Source organism: Vreelandella titanicae BH1, from assembly GCF_000336575.1.
Lineage (GTDB): Bacteria > Pseudomonadota > Gammaproteobacteria > Pseudomonadales > Halomonadaceae > Vreelandella > Vreelandella titanicae.
In genome coordinates, this window is record NZ_AOPO01000006.1 from 22948 (window position 1) to 40788 (window position 17841).

The window sequence follows — 17841 nt, forward strand, 5'->3', positions numbered from 1 at the left end:
GATTTAGCAATAAAAGTTTATTAATAAAACTGCCAGCAATAAAAAGCCGAGTAAGCGCTCACTGGCACTCGCCCGGCTTAGAGAGATAACGCGATTTACGTTCGCCTAAGTTTCACTCAGGTTTCAAACAGCGCCTCTAAAGAAAGGCCCTGTTTTTCCAATGCACGGCGCAGTTTCTTGAGTGCTTCGACCTGAATCTGGCGAACTCGCTCGCGGGTTAAACCGATTTCAGCGCCCACCTCTTCCAGAGTGGCCGACTCGTGGCCGCGTAAGCCAAAACGGCGCACAACCACTTCGCGCTGTTTTTCGCTCAGCTCATCCAGCCAAAGATCCACATGCTCTTTGACATCGCCATCCACTAGCCGTGCCTCAGGCCCCTGCACTTCATCGTCAGCCAATGTATCGATCAGCGGTTTATCACTCTCACCCCCCATGGGGTAATCGACAGACGATACGCGCTCATTAAGGCCGAGCATCTTTTTGACCACATCGACCGGTTTATCAAGGTGATCAGCGATCTCTTCGGCGGTGGCTTCATGGTCAAACTTTTGAGTCAATTCACGCGCCGCACGCAGGTAAATATTGAGCTCTTTGACCACGTGAATGGGCAAGCGGATCGTCCGCGTCTGGTTCATCAGCGCCCGCTCAATGGTTTGACGAATCCACCAGGTGGCGTAGGTCGAGAAACGAAAGCCCCGTTCGGGGTCAAACTTCTCTACCGCGCGAATCAAACCTAAATTGCCCTCTTCGATCAAATCCAGCAACGTCAAGCCGCGGTTTAGGTAGCGGCGGGCAATTTTCACTACCAGCCGCAGGTTGGATTCAATCATTCGTGAGCGACCCAAGGGGTCGCCTTTACGCGCTAAGCGGCCGTAGTAAACTTCCTCTTCTGGCGTTAACAGTGGCGAAAAGCCGATTTCGTTGAGGTAGATTTGCGTCGCATCCAAGCTTTGGGTCGATTGACGATCCTCACGCCCTAGCGCTTTCTCAAAGGCATCTTCTTCTATCGTGACATCGTCATCGGTATCATCAAGTGCCTCCTCAGCAGCGTCCAGGTCAACCTCCTGTAGATCTTTCTCCAACATACTCATGGCCTTACCCCTCGTTTGTCGCCTACCCGCCATTTAGAAAGTCAAAGGGTGCGTTCTAAGACGCACACCATATTGTTATGTGACGATTGTTATATGACGCTCGAATGCTGCGATTCGGGCAACGTCCAAGTTATGCGCTGACTGCTCACTATCCCGGTGAGTGCATTAGCGAGAAGGCAGGAAGTCCATGGGATCTTGCGGCTGCCCATCACGGCGAACTTCAAAGTGTAATCTGACGTTTTCAGCATCGCTATCCCCCATTGTGGCAATCACCTCACCAGCCTCTACTACGTCATTTTCACTGACCCGTAAGCTGTCGTTATGAGCATACGCGCTCAGGAACTGATCGTTGTGCTTGAGAAGGATGAGGTTGCCGTACCCCCTGACGCCACTGCCCGCATAAACCACAATGCCGGGGCCTGCTGCTTTAACAGGTTGCCCCTTTTCACCAGCGATATCAATCCCGGCGGTGATGCTATCACCCTGACCAAATGCCCCGACCACATTACCATCGGCAGGCCACTGCCAGTCGATGTTTTCGGCGGGCGTATAGGTACGCGATGAACGGTCTACGCTGGCACTTTGTGTGGCAGACGCTGCTTCAGGCTGTGGTTCGGGCTCAGATTCGGCCTCAGATTCGGGCTGCGGTGCCGGCGCTTGCTGTGGCTCAGCTTGTTCGGGTTCTGATGATGGCTGTGGTTCAGGTTGCTCGGCGGGCTCAGGCTCAGCCGCCGCGACGACTTCAGGCTGAGGTGTTGAGGACGATTCATCAGCCTCTTGCTCTGCTGCATTGCGTTCAGCGGTAAGGCGCTGGTTGCGTTGAATCGCGGATTCATCGGGCAGTAGCCAATCCAACTCCTGGTCGTCGCTGGCCACTGAGGCCGTCTGTGGGCTCAGCCCGGTCGCCACTGCGCCACTTGAGGTATTCGTCGTGGGCTGGTTACTGGCCGTTGATGCCAACCCAGCGCCTTCACGCAGGGCAATCGTTTGCCCTGGCCGAATTTGGTAGGGCGGATCAATGTTATTGATTGCCGCGAGCTGGCGATAATCCAAATTGTGCTGCCAAGCAATGCCATACAAAGTATCACCCGCTTTCACCGTGTACTGGGGCGAGTTTTCCACCGCCTGGCGTGCTTGGCTTAAATCGCGCACCTGGGGGCTTCCGCCTTGCTGGCTGGCACAGCCAGCAATGGCTAATGCCAGCGCCGACATCATGAGTACTTTAGGTATATGACCTTTACGCATTCAAACCTACTCCTTTTCAGCGCCAAGCTGGGTATCGATTGGCCGACGATCTGCATGTCGGTTGAGTAACACGACAATGAGGGCACCCACGGCCATTAGCGCAACAACACCGGCCACTTGTGCCGAAGCGCCGGTCAATACGGCATAGTCAGCGGGCAATAAATAGCGGTACTCCAGAGGAATCATTTGCCCTTCTGGCCCGATTTGGTAGCGTAACAGCTCGCGCCATGGCCAGAGAACCGGCAGCGAACCGGCAATAAACCCCAATAGCAGTTGCATCGTTGGGGTATGGTGACGCCGTAACAGCCAGGACAGAAGTCGTGAAAACAGCGCTAAGCCGACTATGCAGCCCATGCCAAACAGCACGATAATGCCCAGATCCAAACTGCGAATTGCACCCATAATGGTGCCGTAGAGGCCCATAGTCAGCAATAGAAAGCTACCTGACACGCCCGGTAACAGCATGGCGCTAATCGCGATGCAGCCTGCCACCATGACTACCAGCGCTTCATTACCAATTAATAACACCAGCGGCATCATGCCCGGTAACGCCTGGGCGAGCACTAGCCCCACCAGTAGCGGCAATAGATACCAAAGCTTCCAGCCGCTACTCGCCTGTCCGACCACCAGAGCAGAGGCTGCCACTAGGCCAAAAAAGAAGCCATCCAGCAGCAGCGGGTGCGCTTCCATCAACCAGAGCGCTAAATGCGCTACGCTAAACAGGCTAACCGCGACCCCCGCCAATAGCGGCACCAGAAAGGCGAGATTCAAATGGTTGCTAAGAGCCCGCCAGCCACCGCGGTGCCAAGCGCCGATGGCACCGGGGCCAAACTGTTTGATCGTATTGATCAGCTCTTCATAGATACCGCTAATAAATGCAATCGTTCCTCCCGACACGCCAGGCACTGCGTCGGCGGCGCCCATCCCTGCGCCTCGTAAAAATATTCCCAAGGGTTGCCGCTTCAATCCACTACTCCTTGCAGTAAGGGTACAAAACGCACGGGCTCAAGCCGACGTTTTTCAAAGGCACTGCCAATGCGCTTTACTTGAGTAAGCCACTGGTTGCCATCGGGCTCTTCCAACGGAGCAATCAGCACCCCGTCGTGGCTCAATTGCTCTAGTAGCGGTGTGGGTAGCGTCTGGGCACAGGCGGTTAGCAAAATAATGTCAAACGGCGCAACGTCTGGCCAACCATAGCCGCCGTCCGCCACCGCCAGTCTGGCAGGTGCTGCTAGCCGTCTTAACCGCTCCGCCGCACGCTCGTGTAGCGCACTGATGCGCTCAATGGAGTAGAGCTCTTCGACCAAGCGCGACAGTATTAACGTCTGATAGCCAGACCCTGTCCCCAGTTCCAATACCCTGCGCGGCTCGGCGCGCAACACAAGCTCCGTCATGCGCGCCACGATGAACGGCTGCGACAGCGTTTGGCTAAAGCCAATCGGTAGCGCGGTATCTTCGTAAGCGCGATGGGCCAGCGCTTCATCAACAAATAGATGACGCGGCTCTCTGGCCATGACTTCCAGCACCCGGGCATCGCTGATGCCCTGCTGCATGAGGCGCTCGACCATGCGGTCACGAGTACGCTGGGAGGTCATGCCGCGACCGCGCAGCTCTCCTGGAGAGATATCAGGCAAAAACATCCAACCATTCCTGCACATCGTTAAGCGCGGGGTGCCGCGTTAGGTCTGTTTGTAAGGGAGTAATCGACACATAGCCCGCCTCGACGGCAGCAAAATCGGTATCATCACCGTCATCGGCATTGGCCGCTACCGGCGCAATCCAGTAGCGCGTACGCCCCCGCGGGTCTTTTACCGCTAACGGTTTCTCGGCTGGCCCACGATAGCCTAAGCGAGTCACTTTTACGCCTTTAACCTCCTCCCAGGGCACATCGGGCACATTGACATTCAGCAGCGTTCTCGGCGGCAGAGAGAGCTGATCAGCAGCACCAATCAAGGTGGCAGCGACCCTGGCAGCGGTGGCGAAATGACGCTCGCCACACAGCGACATGGCAATCGCCGTCATACCTAAATTACGCCCCTCCATCGCCGCCGCGACAGTACCTGAATAGAGCACGTCATCGCCCAGATTACTGCCGTGATTGATGCCGGAGATGACTAAATCGGGTTTTTCATCCCATACGCCGTGAACGCCCAAATAAACGCAGTCCGCGGGAGTACCATCGACGCTATAAAAGCCGTTATCCAGAGGCGTCAACGAGAGAGGCCGTGACAGAGTAAGCGAGTTGCTAGCACCACTGCGGTCTCGATCAGGCGCCACTACGCGAATATTGGCATGGGCCAACAGCGCATCGTGCAGCGCACGCAGTCCGGGCGCGTACACACCATCATCATTGGAAAGCAGCAGTCGCCGCATAGTGGGTCTCCCTGTTCTTAACCACAAAAGTTATAAGCACAAGAGTCGTAAGCCAAGAGTGATAGCCACAAGAGACGTGAGCGCAAAAGCATATGCACGAAACGCGGCCGCTCATATCCCTCTCTTTTACTAACTTTTCTGTATGCTAATCTCAAATCTAATAGCTAAATCAGTTCGCTAACATCAGCTCACCCAGCACAGCGGTGGCAAAGCTGCCCCGCGGCAGCGAAAACGAAAGCCGGACAGCACCTGACTCCCAAGCATACTGGGGTTCCAGCAGCCGCATACGAAGTGCACGGCGTGCCTGCTTTACTCCGCTGCGTTGTAAGCCACTGCATAGCCCAGGGTAGTGCTCCAGCAAACGGGCTTCATAGCCAGCGGCGTCGCCCTGGTCAGCTTCACCAACGCCCCAAAGCACCCCAGTGGGATGCACATCCAGTTCAGCGGCGCGGGCCTGAAACGTCGGATCAGAAGCGTCGATACGAAACACACTTTGGGTGCCGTCCAGCATCAACGTGTCTCCCGCCAGCGGCTGCGACCAGGTGCCATCCGCAATGCGCGCGCTGAGCAGTTCGTTAAACAAAAAACTGCGCGCAGTGGAGAGCATCATACCCTGGCGATCGTCGCGTTTTCGCCAACCTCGGTTAAGTAATGCTTCGGCACGCTGAAGATTACGTCCTTCGGGCCCAAAGCGCTGGGGGCCAAAATAGTTAGGCACGCCATGCTGACAAAGGGCTTCCCAGCGGCTGACAAAATCTTCGCTTTCAATGGCCTCACCGCTAAGGCGTAATACAAAACGGTTAGTGCGGTGAACGCCACGCTTCAGCTTACGTGGGTGGCGCGCCTGCTCAACGACAGTGATCCCCAGCGCATTAAGCGACTGCTCAAGCTCAGTGGGCGCGTCGCGGCCGGGCAGATGCACGCTCAGCCACTGGCGCGTGACGGCAATGCGGTCTTTCATGCCAGAGTAACCGATATCACGGGGCGTTACGCCACAAAGCCGACTTAATGTATTGACGACATCTAACGTGGTTTGATTGCGCTTTTCAACTCGCAGCCACAAATGTTCCCCGTGTGCTTCAGGGGTGAAATCCAGCAGCTCATCGACCCAAAAATCTTCCGGCTGGGCACGGTACTGGCCCGGTTTGGGAGAGCCAAATTGAGCATCGAGACAGCGCTGCCACTCAGGCATATTAATCATTAAGCGCCTCAGCACGGTTAAGCAGCACCACCGCCTCCGCGGCGATACCTTCACCGCGCCCGGTGAAACCTAATCGTTCGGTGGTGGTGGCTTTAACGTTGACTTGACCAAGCGCGACGCCTAGATCGGCAGCAATGACTTCTCGCATTGCCTCGATATGCGGTGCCATTTTAGGTGCTTGAGCCATTAGCGTGGCGTCGATATTGACCACCCCATAGCCTTGACCTTGAGTCAGCGTGACTACATGACGCAGCAGCTCGCGACTATCAGCCCCCGCCCACGCCGGGTCAGTATCGGGGAAGTGGCGGCCAATATCGCCCAGCGCACAGGCGCCCAACAGTGCATCACTAATCGCGTGAAGCAGCACATCGCCGTCGGAGTGGGCCACAAAGCCGTGTTCAAACGGCAGCTTAACGCCGCCGATCATTAAATGATCGCCGGGGCCGAAACGGTGTACATCAAATCCGTGGCCGATACGCATTATAAGCTCCTAGTGATTAAAGCCTGTCAGGCGTGTTAACGGTTTGTGCCGCCATAATCGCGGCTGCCAGCGCCAAGTCATCCGGGTGGGTAATTTTCAGGTTGTCGCGCCGTCCGCTTACCAACTGTGGGCATTCGCCCAAGGCTTCAACCGCCGAGGCTTCATCGGTTACCAAGGTTCGTTGCTGGCGGGCGGTTTCTAAGGCTCGCCGAAGTAGCGCATAGCGAAACCCTTGGGGCGTTAGCGCGTGCCACAAGTCATCCCGCGGTTCGGTTCGCGCGCTTTGGCACTGATCATCGGCACGCTTCATGGTATCCGCCACCGGCATCGCCAAAAGCGCGCCTGCGGGGTGGGTCGCGGCGGCTTGGTACAGCGCCTGGAGATCGCTCACGGTAATACAGGGGCGGGCCACATCATGCACCATCACTACGTCATTATCATCGGCGGCCATCGCGTGCAGGGCATTTAAGACGCTGTCCATTCGCTCATCGCCCCCGGTCACGCGCTGCCAGACAGTAAAAGGCACCCAGCGGGGCGAGAACCAGCGGTCGTCGGCATCTAAACAGAGCACCAAGCGAGCGCTAGGAAAGGCGCTATGAAGGCGTGCCAAAGTATGCGCCAACACCGGCTGCTCATCGGCCAAGGTTAAGTACTGTTTGGGCTTATCGGCCCCCATACGGCGCCCTTGACCCGCCGCGGGCACAATTAACCAGGTTTGGCTCACTGTGGCGGCTCCTGGGGAGCGACCAGACCTGCATTAATACCGATAAGCTCCTTCTCAATCGCTACACCAGGCACCCAGAAGAACTGCTCGTCGGTGCGCACCATGCCCATATCGCTACGTGCCCGCTCCTCAATGGCGTCTAAACCGTTTTTTAAATCCGTCACTTCGGCCGCCAGCCGCGCATTGCGCTCGCGCATGGGCACATTGGCCGCCTCTTGCACCGCGACCCGCTGCTCCACTTGCTGCAAATCGTGCCAGCCACCGTTGCCTAACCACAGCTCGTACTGAAGCAGCGCCAAGACAGCGAGCAATGTCATCACTAACCATTTACGCATCACGGCACTCCTTGGAAATATCGGCTGGATTTTATTCAAAGCCCTGGTTTGATCAAAAGCGGCGTTGATACACTAAAGAGTGCTTATCGGCGCGCATTATGCCATTAAGGGGCAGCACCAGCGAGCCGCACGTCGTTATAATGACAGCTTAAATAACTACTTAAATGGCAGCGCTTGATGGGCCGCATCGCGGTAGGCGCTGACATGCTCGCCCTCTTCATGACAAAACTGGGCAACACCTGCGGCAAGCCCAGGGTGGCTAATATAGTGCAGCGAACGCACACGCTGGGGCGCAAACCCGCGTACCAGCTTGTGCTCGCCCTGGGTGCCCGGATCAAACAGCGTTAAGCCGCGCTGCAAACAGTACTCGATACCCTGGTAGTAACATGCCTCAAAATGCAGGCAATCGGCGACGACTTCACTCCCCCAGTAGCGCCCATAGAGCGTGCTACTGCCACGAAAATAGAGTGCTGACGCCACCGGGCGCCCTTCAACGTAAGCCTGCACCAGCACCAGCGCCTCTGGCATGGTTTGGCGCAGGCGCTCAAAAAAGTCATAGTTTAAGTAAGGCGGCCTGCCGCGCTCATGGTAGGTAATTGCATAGCAGCGATAGAAATGCACCATGTCCGCTGATGTAATTGCATCACCCTCAAGGTGCGCTACCTGTAGCCCCTGCTCGGCGACCAAGCGACGCTCGCGCTTGATCATCTTGCGCCGTTTCGATGTCATGCTGGCTAGAAAGCCCTCAAAATCGCCGAAGCCGCGATCACGCCACTGAAACTGTACGCCTTCACGCGTAATAAGCTCAGGACACTGCGCCTGCCAGGCGGTGACATCGGCCTCGTCGGCAAATAGCAAGTGCCAGCTAGACAGACCGAGACTTTCACACTGCCCGCGCCAGGCGCCAGCCAGCAGCCCACGGACGGCGCGGGCATCGACATTCTTGGCGATTAACGTGCGCGCGCCAGGCACTGGCGTAAACGGTACCGCACTGAGGGCTTTTGGATAGTAGCGACCACCGGCACGCTCTAGCGCTTCCGCCCAACCCCAATCAAACACATACTCACCGTAAGAGTGGTGCTTGCGGTACATCGGCAGCGCCGCTACCAACTGCTCGCCTTGCCATACACTCAGATGGCACGGTTCCCAGCCCGTGGCCTCACTGACCGAGCCGCTTGCCTCCAGGGCGTGTAAAAACGCGTGACGCAAAAAGGGCTGATCATTATCGACCAGTGAATCCCACTGGCTTGCCGTAACGGCCTCAATGGTGGGTAGAATGGTGATCGATAGTGGGGGTAACGGCATAGCACCTTCCCGAACGTGTGGGGGCTAAAAGGTCACTTTACACTAACTGTTTATATAAACCGTTTACACTAACCATCTACACCGATGTCTAAATCAACTGGCTAAATCAACGAGCTATGCCATCGGGCTATGCCAACGAAAGCAGATACGGCTATTGAACTGCAGTATTTAACGTTAACGCCACGCCGGTAACGGCATATGAGGAGAGTCCATGACGCGCGATATGACGGGTGACTTTCAAACGCAGCGCCACGCTGTCGATCAAATGCCCTACCCGACGCTAACGGTGCGTCGTGACCGGCTGGCCCGCCTCGCTCGTATGACCAAGCATCACCAGCTTGAGATTATCCGCGCGATTCAAACGGATTTTGGTCAGCGCAACGAGGTGGAAATACGCATGGCTGAAATCAGCGCGGTGCTCCACGCCATTCGCCATGCCAGACTGCATCTATGGCGCTGGATGCGCCCTTGGTCGGTCAGCATGCCGTGGCGATTGATGCCTGCCCGGGCACGCATCGCGCCGCAGCCGCTGGGCGTTGTCGGCGTGATGTCACCCTGGAATTACCCCTGGAGTTTGGCGCTAATGCCGATAGTGGATGCATTTGCTGCGGGCAATGTGGTGATGCTTAAACCCAGCGAGCACTCCCCCGCTACCAGCGCCCTACTGCAGCGACTGGTGCCGCAATACTTCACCCCTGAAGAACTCAAGGTAGTAGAAGGCGATGTAGAGGTGGCGCGTCGTTTTAGCAGTTTGCCGTTCGATCACCTGGTGTTCACCGGCTCCAGCGCGGTAGGTCGGCAAGTGGCCCAAGCAGCCGCGGCGAATTTGACCCCAACGACGCTTGAACTGGGCGGCAAGTCGCCCGCCATCGTGGCAGGCGATGCGGATTTCGACAAAGCGGCAGCAGATATTATTTTTGGAAAAGGCATGAACGGCGGGCAAACCTGTATCGCCCCCGACTACGTGCTGGTTGAGAGCCGCCATATTAATGCCTTGGTTAAAGCGTTGAGCGAGGCTATTCAACGGCAGCGCCCCGACGATCATGCGGCCACCCACGCGATTAACGCGGCCCACCAGCAGCGGCTAGATGCCATGCTGCAAGAAGCCCAAGACCACGGCTGCAGAGTCATCGATCACGGCACTCATGCCCCAGCGCTGATTATCGACCCCCACCAGGGGCTACAGGTGATGCGCGAAGAGATTTTTGGCCGCTGCCTACCGGTAATTGGCATTAGCGATATGTCGGCCGCAATACGTTATGTGAATGCCCGCCCTCACCCGCTGGCACTGTATGCCTTCACACATGATAAGGGCTTACAGCAGCAGTTGCTGCAAACGACACGCTCTGGCGCACTGGTGTTTAATGCCACGCTGCTTCATCACGCCGTTCCTTCACTGCCCTTTGGCGGCGTCGGCGAGAGTGGCATGGGCGCCTACCATGGCCGTCACGGCTTTGAGCGTTTTAGCCACTTACGCAGCGTATTTTATCAATCAAAACGCACCTCGAGCCACTTGCTTTATCCACCTTATCGGCGCTGGTTAATGAAATTGTTAGGAGTCGGTTAAAGCTTAAGAACTGATGATCGTTTGCTAATAACAAATTTTCACAATGCCCTTATGATATATTTCACATACGCTCTACGTTGGAATTATCTACAAAGCCCACGTAAGCACAGCAGAAACTGCCCTGAGCATTTGCAACAGCTTACTGAAACTCGTGGGAAAACTTTTGTAAGCATAGGAAATTTGCTGCTTTCCATACACGACACGGAGACCGTTAATGGCTCATGACTTACTTGACCGCTTACGCGAACGTTTAGAAGAACTCAACCGATCGGAGCGTAAAGTCGCCAATGTAATTCTTGAAGACCCAACGGTCGCCACCAGCCTAAGCATTGCCAGCCTGGCCCAGGCAGCTAGCGTCAGCGAACCCACGGTTAACCGGTTTTGCCGTAACTTTGGCGCCAAGGGCTATCCCGATTTTAAAATCAAATTGGCCCAGAGCTTAGCTGGCGGCACACCCTATGTAACCCGTGCAGTAGAGCCTGGCGACTCCGCCACCCAGTACACCCACAAAATCTTTGGCGCCACCATCGCCGCCCTCGATGAAGCCCAGCGCGACATCGATATGGGTGCTGTCGAGCGCATGGTCGACTACCTTACCCAGGCCAAGCAGATCCATATTTTTGGCTTGGGTGCCTCTGGCGCGGTGGCCCAGGATGCCCAGCACAAGTTCTTCCGCTTCAACCTGCCGGTGATGGCCTACATTGATGTGCTGATGCAGCGTATGGTCGCCGCCGCTTGCCATACGGGGGATGTGGTGGTGATTATCTCCTACACCGGGCGCACCCGGGAGCTGGTGGATATCGCCCGTTTGGCGAGGGATGCAGGGGCCGTCGTTCTTGGTATAACCGCGCCAAACTCGCCACTGGCCAACGAATGCACCGCCACCCTGGATGTCGCTACCCCCGAAGACACCGACCACTACATGCCGATGACCTCGCGGGTAATTCAATTAACGCTGATTGATGCGCTGGCCACTGGGGTAACCTTGAGGCGTGGTGAAGACTTCTTACCCCACCTCAAGAAAATCAAAGACAGCCTGCGCGACACCCGCTTTCCGGTAGAAAAGCCCGGTAAGTGAATGATAAATAGCAAGTGAATGGAAAATAGTGAGGGGTGAATGGTGAGTAGCGAATAGAAAGCAGTTAGCTCACTGCGGCAGTCACCGTAATTTCCACTTTAAGCTCATCGGCGGGCATGGGCGCGCAGACGCAGGTGCGCGCCGGTGCGTAGCCTGCGGGCATCCAGGCATCCCATACCCCGTTCATAGCGGCAAAGTCACTGCCCTCTTTCAGGTAGATCGTCGCGCTAAGCAGCTGCTCACGGCTTGAACCAATCTCTTTCAGTAGCGCATCCACCCGCGCCAGCATGCTTTCCGTTTGGGCAGTAATGTCGCCCTCGCGGGCCTCCGGGCCAGCCACTTGGCCGCACAAATAGGCCACGCCCTGGTGAATCACCGCACGGCTCATGCGGGCTTTTGTATCGTGGCGTTGAATGGTCATAGGGAAAACTCCTAGTGGGTTTAAGAAAAGCAGTCTAAACCGCTTGGCTTATCCTTGACTATGCCTTCTTATCAAAGCCGATCCGTAGGTACCGGCCGATGCTCAAAGACCCGCCGCAGCACAAAGCTGGTATGCGCGCCGGTAACACCCTCGATGCGGTTAATCACATGCAACAGCAGGTGTTGGTAGTCATCCATGTCCCGCACCAGGATTTTGAGCTGAAAATCCGCCGCCTGACCGGTAATGATCAGGCACTCGATAACGTTGGGTATCTCACGAATATGGCGCTCAAAATTATCGAAGCGCTCCGGCGTATGCTGATCCATGGAAATATGCAGCAGCGCCATTAACTGATAGCCCAGTTGGCGGGAATCGACCTCCGCACGGTAGCGCAGTATTAGGCCGTGCTCCTCCAGAGCCCGCACCCGGCGCAAGCAGGGCGAAGGCGAAAGCCCGATTCGATCAGCCAACTCCTGATTACTGATGCGCCCCTCCTGCTGCACAATATCCAGAATATGGCGATCAAATCGATCAAGCGACAGCGGCATTACGGCCATAGAAAGCAGCTCCTACCAATAAAAGCGAATTATGCGATATTTAATGTCAATTATTGGCGATAACACTACATTTTCGCAATAACCTTTCGTCGCTCTCCGCATACACTATGTCAAGTACGAGATAGCTAGTAAAAGATAGTCCAGTAAGAGATAGCTCAGTACCACAAGAGTCATTGCCACAAGCAGCCCCTTAAAGTGCCTCACCCTGGCACTGCAGCAATGCGGCATACGCCACAAGCGGCCGCTTTTAACAACTCACCGCCTTTAGGAAACTCACCATGTCTGCTTTTGATCATCGCAAATATCGCCCTGCGCCCCGCGTACCTGCCTTCAATCGCCAATGGCCAGATCGTGACCTGGATCATGCCCCGATCTGGGTGAGCGAAGACCTACGCGACGGCAATCAGGCGCTGCTTGAGCCGATGACCGTTGAGCAAAAGCAACGCTTCTGGCAGCAGATCGTTAAAGTGGGCATTAAAGAAGTCATGGTAGGCTTTCCTTCGGCCAGCCAGCCCGACTACGACTTCGTGCGTTGGCTGATCGAAGAGAATCAAATTCCCGATGACGTCACCATAGCGGTACTAGTGCAGTGCCGTGAACACCTGATTGAGAAGACCTTTGCCTCGCTGGTGGGTGCCAAGCGCGCCATTGTTCACCTATATAATTCCACCTCCACCATTCAGCGCGAGCGGGTGTTTGAGATGGATCGTGCCGGGATTGTCGATATTGCGGTACAAGGGGCCACCTGGGTCAAAACCTACGCCGACCAATACCCCGAGATTGAGTGGTGTTTCGAGTACACCCCGGAAAGTTTCTCCAGCACCGAGATCGATTTTTCGCTGGAAATCTGCGAAGCGGTGATGGATGTGTGGCAGCCGACGCCAGAGAATAAATGCATTCTCAACCTGCCCACCACGGTGGAAGTGGCCGGGCCGCACCATCACGCCGATCAGATTGAGTACTTTTGCCAGCACATTAGCCGCCGCGACAGCGTGATTATCTCGGTGCACACCCACAATGACCGCGGTGGTGCGGTAGCCTCTGCTGAACTCGCCCTGCTGGCCGGCGCCGAGCGGGTAGAAGGCACCCTGCTGGGCAATGGCGAGCGCACGGGCAATATGGATATCGTCACCCTGGCGATGAATCTCTACAGCCAGGGCATCGATCCTGAACTGGATCTATCCAACCCTGATGAAATCATTCAGGTGGTCAACGAGTGCACCGGTATCGCTATACACCCGCGTCACCCCTGGGTGGGCGAGATGGTCTACACCGCTTTCTCGGGCAGCCACCAGGATGCGATTCGTAAATCCCTCAAGCACCAAAAACCCGACGAGCCTTGGCAAGTGGCTTATCTGCCCATCGACCCCCATGATATCGGCCGCGATTATCAGGCGGTAATTCGCGTCAATAGTCAGTCCGGCAAGGGCGGTATGGCTTTCCTGCTTGAGCGGGATTACGGCATTAACCTGCCGCGCTGGATGATGCTGGCTTTGGCCCCCTTTGTTCAGCAAGAGAGCGAGCGGCGCGCCAGCGAACTCTCCAGTGAAATGATTCGCCAGGTGATGTTCGACAATTTCACCCAGGAAGCGCCCCTATCTCTTGTGGATTATCAGCTCTCCAAAGGCCAGCAGGAAGGCATTGAGCTGACGCTGAAACAGGGTGACGAAACGCTGCGCCTTTCTGGCAAGGGCAACGGCGCGATGTCGGCATTTACCGATGCGTGGCAACGCCACTCCGGCAGCAGTGTAGGGATTATCGATTACAGCGAGCATTCGCTGGGTGCCAGCAGTGAAGCCAATGCCATCGCCTTCGTTCAGCTCAATATCGATGGCCAACGGCTTTGCGCAGTGGCCGAAGATAGCGACACCGTGAGTGCATCGCTCAAGGCACTGTTGTCAGGTATTAATGCAACGATTAATCCTGGTCAGACAACTGAGCAGCAGCAAGAAGCTGCCGCCGAAGCGTAAACGGCTTGGCTCTAAGGAGCAGGGTCTAATCAGCACACTCAATACACTTCAGCACTAATGGGTCCCAGGTGAGGCGTTTGGCCCCAATCCATTCGCCGCACTCTATACACTCACCAAAGCTTTCACTCTCAATGCGTTGCAGGGCAGCGGCAATCTGCTTCAGCTTCAGCTGACGTCGCTGCTCGCCTGCTTTGGCCATCGCTTGCCCTTGCATTGCATCCATACGCGACAGCCGACCTACCGACGTTTGATCCAGCATCACCGTATCCCGGGACTCTTCACTGCTGGCGCTCTCCTCGCGGAGCGTGGCGTCAAGAGCAAGTAATTTCTCACGGATAACGACTATATCCACCTCAGGGTGATTCATCTGCACCTCCCACTAGCCTACAATCATTTACCAACAATCGTTAACCTACTAATTATTTGATCGCGAAGGGAACGTTACGATGGGCTATCGCACCCTGCTGCGCGATCACCGCAGCGTACTCAGTATCGCTTTTCTAGCGATGTTTAGCTCAAGCCTTGGGCAGAGCTACTTTATTGGTCTTTTTCAAGCGCCCCTTTCAGACCACCTGGGTCTTAGCGTCGGCCAGTTTGGCACCGCCTATGCCGTGGTTACCCTGATAGCGGGTTTCTGCATGCTGCGCTTTGGGCCCTCCATCGACTGGATTAACCCACAGCGCTTTGCGGCAATCGTCTTGTCACTGCTGTTAACCGGCATTGTACTGCTTACCTTATCGCCCTGGTGGTGGCTGGGGATAGTCGGCCTTGGCATAGTGCGGCTATGCGGCCAGGGCATGTTGACCCATTTGGGTAACACCCTCGCTGCCCGAGAGTTTTCCACCATGCGCGGCCGTGCCATTGGCCTGGCTAACCTAGGGATACCGCTGGGAGAAGCGCTGCTGCCCCCGTTAGTGGCGGCTGCGCTTATCTGGAGCAGTTGGCAAACCTTCTGGTGGCTACTGTGTGGCGTCATCGCCTTGCCTTGGCTGTGGCTACTGTTAAAAGCACCTTGGCCCGACGCACCGGGCGTTAAACCAACCAGGCAGACGCCCCATGGCCCTCGTCCCTTTCGCGAAAAACGCTTTTGGCTGCTAATGCCACTATTAATGGCCCTCCCCATCACCATGACGGGGCTGTTTATCTATCAAGCGCAATTAACGGAGTCTCTGGAGAGCTCCCTGGCGGTTTACGCCCTGGCGCTGACCGGCATGGGAATCGCCAAACTGCCGGGGGCCTTATTAGGAGGCCGCTGGGTGGATAAACTGGGCCCCGTAAAGCTAGCCCGCCTTTACCTACTCCCCTACGCCTTTGCCATGGTGATGGCACTCACCATTGGCGGGCATATCAGCATTTGGGCATTGATGGTAGGGGGCGGCTTGGCCATGGGCGCGCAAGAGCTGATTGCCTCAGGCCTGCTAATTAAGCTGTGGGGAGCTGAACATCTAGGCCGGGTACGCTCTGCGCTTAGCGCTGCCATGGTGTTCTCCACCGGCGTCGCGCCTGCGGTGCTGGGGTTAGCCCTTGGGGCAGGCGCTCCGTTCCATGCGCTTCTGTTGGGCATGCTGGTGTTTATCATCGCCGGTTGGCTACTGGCTCAGCGTGTACTGCGGGAAACCTCCACTATCCCGGCTGAGCCATAAAAGTGCAGAAATCAGCGCAAAATCAGCACCGGCAACTGGGCATTACGCAACATTGTGGTGGTAGTACTGCCGACCAGCAGGTGACGGATCCGCGAGTGGCCGTAGGCGCCCATCACCAGCATGTCGATATCATGCTCTTGCTTATAGGTACGCAGCGTCTCTTCCACCTCGCCCGCGCGTATCGCCCCTTCGGCGGTGTGCCTGGCCTCGCGTAAGGTTTCCAGCGCCCAGCTCAGCTGCGAGCGGTTTTCAGCGGTTTCCGCGCCCACAATCACCACGTGGCAGGTAGCGCCCTCAAACAGCGGGCTTTTGGCCAGCATTTCCACGCCTTTACGAGCCGTTTTACTGCCGTCAAACGCCATCATCACATTGTGCGGTTGAGTAAACTCTTTCGGCACCATGAGAATCGGGCGATGCATTTCCCGCACCACGCGCTCTAGGTTGGAACCTAAATGACCACTGGCTTGGTGCGCCGTCTCGCCCCGCTTGCCTACCACTAACAGCCTTACATCTTTTTCATTCTCGACCAGGGTTTCCACCAGAGTGCCGTTGCGCTGCAAACACTGCGGGTCGGCAATACCGGCGTTGGCCGCGCGCTCCTTGGCGGCGTCGAGTAGCAGACGGCCCCGCTCGCGGGAGACTTTGGCATGCTGCTCTTCAATAGCTGACAGCTTTTCCAGCAGGTGCTCTCTAGTACCTAGTCCCAGGTTACCGGTTAAATCCGGCTCAGCTACTTGGGCATGGTTATCCACGGTATGAATAAAACTGAGCGGAGCATCCAGGGCTTGGGCGGCCCAAGCCGCATAATCACACACGCCTTCTGAAAACTGAGAACTATCAATAGCTGCCAACACGCGATCTGACATGAGGTACTTCTCCTTGAGCATCAACATTATTTTTATATTCTCACCCTTTTCTACACGAACTCATTACCCCACGACACCCTAAAACGTTCTTGCGTGCTTCGGACGCTATAAAACGCACATGCTAAACTTAGCGGCCTATTGAAGTTGGCGACTCGGAGGAAAGCATGGGGCATGGCTTAACAAGCGTACTGTTAGTCGCACTAGGCGGCGCGCTGGGCGGGATGGGACGATTTGCGGTTTCAAATCTACTCGCCCGCTATCTCGGCAAGGCCTTCCCCTGGGGAACCCTGGCGGTTAACGCCAGCGGAGCCTTTCTAGCGGGCTGGCTGCTCGGCAGCCTAGGTATCGCTAGCGCCCCCTCTTCTGTATGGCTGTTCACCGTCGGAGGTGTGTTAGGTGGCTACACCACTGTCTCCTCTTTTAGCTTGCAGACCATTGAGCTATGGCAGGGCGGCCAGCAACTCCGCGCAGGCATTAATGTGGGCACCACGCTGCTGCTTGGTTTAGTCATGGTCACCCTGGGCTGGTTGTTATCAGGGGCTTCTCTGTCAGGAGCGACCTTATGAGCGCCTGGAAGGCTTACCTTGCGGTAGGTGTCGGTAGCGGCGTGGGCAGCGCGCTGCGCTACGGCGTTTCGCTATTATCCCAGGCAGCACTAGGGGGCTATTTCCCCTGGGGAACACTCATTGTTAACGTACTGGGTTCGTGCTTAATCGGTTGGTTGGCCGCCACCCTCTCGCGCTCCCCCCACAGCCAGCTAGCGCGTTTTCAGCCATTATTGGTGGCCGGTTTTTGCGGCGGTTTTACCACCTTTTCGCTATTTAGCTTAGAGACGCTACATCTGGTGCAGTTAGACCGCCCGGGGATTGCGCTGGTTTACATTGTGGTTAGCCTTCCCCTTTGGCTGGGCGCTGCCGTGATGGGTGAGCGCATGGCGCTTTTTCGTTAGTAAACAGCCCCGATTGCAAAACCGTTAGCGACAGG

The 17841-nt window shown here is 56.2% G+C and carries 20 protein-coding genes; 6 read left to right on the forward strand and 14 right to left on the reverse strand.

The window, feature by feature from the left end; genetic code table 11:
• Positions 1–116 precede the first annotated feature (116 nt).
• The 10 genes from rpoS to HALTITAN_RS12555 form a co-directional block, all read right to left on the reverse strand.
• Positions 117–1091 carry an RNA polymerase sigma factor RpoS gene (gene rpoS / locus HALTITAN_RS12510; protein WP_022522360.1) on the reverse strand — a complete coding sequence of 325 codons (975 nt, stop codon included), beginning with the start codon at positions 1089–1091 and terminating at the stop codon, positions 117–119.
• Between the two features lie 165 nt (positions 1092–1256).
• Positions 1257–2336: a peptidoglycan DD-metalloendopeptidase family protein gene (locus tag HALTITAN_RS12515; RefSeq protein ID WP_083868793.1), complete on the reverse strand. Its 1080-nt coding sequence runs from the start codon at positions 2334–2336 to the stop codon at positions 1257–1259.
• 6 nt (positions 2337–2342) lie between these two features.
• Positions 2343–3302 (reverse strand): DUF368 domain-containing protein, encoded by a 960-nt coding sequence (locus tag HALTITAN_RS12520; protein WP_009287330.1) that lies wholly within the window; start codon positions 3300–3302, stop codon positions 2343–2345.
• On the reverse strand, positions 3299–3976 hold the full coding sequence (locus tag HALTITAN_RS12525) for a protein-L-isoaspartate(D-aspartate) O-methyltransferase (protein ID WP_039859365.1): 678 nt from the start codon (positions 3974–3976) through the stop codon (positions 3299–3301). Before HALTITAN_RS12525 ends, HALTITAN_RS12520 begins: the two co-directional genes overlap by 4 nt.
• Positions 3963–4709, reverse strand: a complete 747-nt coding sequence (gene surE, locus HALTITAN_RS12530; protein ID WP_022522356.1) for a 5'/3'-nucleotidase SurE — start codon at positions 4707–4709, stop codon at positions 3963–3965. Before surE ends, HALTITAN_RS12525 begins: the two co-directional genes overlap by 14 nt.
• A gap of 169 nt (positions 4710–4878) precedes the next feature.
• Entirely contained in the window at positions 4879–5910 is a 1032-nt protein-coding gene (gene truD / locus HALTITAN_RS12535; protein WP_039859367.1) for a tRNA pseudouridine(13) synthase TruD, read from the reverse strand.
• On the reverse strand, positions 5903–6391 hold the full coding sequence (ispF, locus tag HALTITAN_RS12540) for a 2-C-methyl-D-erythritol 2,4-cyclodiphosphate synthase (protein WP_022522354.1): 489 nt from the start codon (positions 6389–6391) through the stop codon (positions 5903–5905). The genes truD and ispF overlap by 8 nt, the downstream gene beginning before the upstream one ends.
• Positions 6392–6407: 16 nt before the next feature.
• Complete coding sequence (ispD, locus tag HALTITAN_RS12545) at positions 6408–7115, reverse strand: 2-C-methyl-D-erythritol 4-phosphate cytidylyltransferase (protein ID WP_009287334.1); 708 nt, start codon at positions 7113–7115, stop codon at positions 6408–6410.
• On the reverse strand, positions 7112–7450 hold the full coding sequence (gene ftsB, locus HALTITAN_RS12550) for a cell division protein FtsB (RefSeq protein WP_022522352.1): 339 nt from the start codon (positions 7448–7450) through the stop codon (positions 7112–7114). Before ftsB ends, ispD begins: the two co-directional genes overlap by 4 nt.
• Positions 7451–7606: 156 nt before the next feature.
• On the reverse strand, positions 7607–8755 hold the full coding sequence (locus tag HALTITAN_RS12555) for a GNAT family N-acetyltransferase (RefSeq protein WP_009287335.1): 1149 nt from the start codon (positions 8753–8755) through the stop codon (positions 7607–7609).
• A 211-nt stretch (positions 8756–8966) separates the two neighbouring features.
• Between HALTITAN_RS12555 and HALTITAN_RS12560 the strand changes: the two genes are divergently transcribed.
• On the forward strand, positions 8967–10322 hold the full coding sequence (locus HALTITAN_RS12560) for an aldehyde dehydrogenase family protein (protein ID WP_009287336.1): 1356 nt from the start codon (positions 8967–8969) through the stop codon (positions 10320–10322).
• A gap of 214 nt (positions 10323–10536) precedes the next feature.
• A complete protein-coding gene (locus tag HALTITAN_RS12565; RefSeq protein WP_009287337.1) occupies positions 10537–11400 on the forward strand; it encodes a MurR/RpiR family transcriptional regulator in 864 nt (287 codons plus the stop codon).
• A 64-nt stretch (positions 11401–11464) separates the two neighbouring features.
• Here the strand turns inward: HALTITAN_RS12565 and HALTITAN_RS12570 are convergent, their stop codons facing one another.
• Complete coding sequence (locus tag HALTITAN_RS12570; protein ID WP_022522349.1) at positions 11465–11821, reverse strand: RidA family protein; 357 nt, start codon at positions 11819–11821, stop codon at positions 11465–11467.
• 71 nt (positions 11822–11892) lie between these two features.
• Positions 11893–12378 carry an Lrp/AsnC family transcriptional regulator gene (locus tag HALTITAN_RS12575; protein WP_022522347.1) on the reverse strand — a complete coding sequence of 162 codons (486 nt, stop codon included), beginning with the start codon at positions 12376–12378 and terminating at the stop codon, positions 11893–11895.
• Between the two features lie 278 nt (positions 12379–12656).
• Between HALTITAN_RS12575 and HALTITAN_RS12580 the strand changes: the two genes are divergently transcribed.
• Positions 12657–14348: a 2-isopropylmalate synthase gene (locus HALTITAN_RS12580; protein ID WP_009287338.1), complete on the forward strand. Its 1692-nt coding sequence runs from the start codon at positions 12657–12659 to the stop codon at positions 14346–14348.
• Between the two features lie 25 nt (positions 14349–14373).
• On the opposite strand, the gene HALTITAN_RS12585 is transcribed toward HALTITAN_RS12580, so the two are convergent.
• The gene (locus HALTITAN_RS12585) at positions 14374–14715 is read right to left on the reverse strand and encodes a TraR/DksA family transcriptional regulator (RefSeq protein WP_027958037.1); all 342 of its coding nucleotides are present in this window, start codon (positions 14713–14715) and stop codon (positions 14374–14376) included.
• A gap of 79 nt (positions 14716–14794) precedes the next feature.
• Between HALTITAN_RS12585 and HALTITAN_RS12590 the strand changes: the two genes are divergently transcribed.
• Entirely contained in the window at positions 14795–15991 is a 1197-nt protein-coding gene (locus HALTITAN_RS12590) for an MFS transporter (RefSeq protein ID WP_009287339.1), read from the forward strand.
• Positions 15992–16002: 11 nt separating this feature from the next.
• On the opposite strand, the gene HALTITAN_RS12595 is transcribed toward HALTITAN_RS12590, so the two are convergent.
• A complete protein-coding gene (locus tag HALTITAN_RS12595; protein WP_039859369.1) occupies positions 16003–16857 on the reverse strand; it encodes a universal stress protein in 855 nt (284 codons plus the stop codon).
• A gap of 164 nt (positions 16858–17021) precedes the next feature.
• Between HALTITAN_RS12595 and HALTITAN_RS12600 the strand changes: the two genes are divergently transcribed.
• Both HALTITAN_RS12600 and crcB read left to right on the forward strand, forming a co-directional pair.
• The gene (locus HALTITAN_RS12600) at positions 17022–17423 is read left to right on the forward strand and encodes a fluoride efflux transporter FluC (RefSeq protein WP_027958039.1); all 402 of its coding nucleotides are present in this window, start codon (positions 17022–17024) and stop codon (positions 17421–17423) included.
• The gene (gene crcB, locus HALTITAN_RS12605; RefSeq protein ID WP_039859370.1) at positions 17420–17806 is read left to right on the forward strand and encodes a fluoride efflux transporter CrcB; all 387 of its coding nucleotides are present in this window, start codon (positions 17420–17422) and stop codon (positions 17804–17806) included. Before HALTITAN_RS12600 ends, crcB begins: the two co-directional genes overlap by 4 nt.
• The last annotated feature ends 35 nt before the right edge of the window (positions 17807–17841 follow it).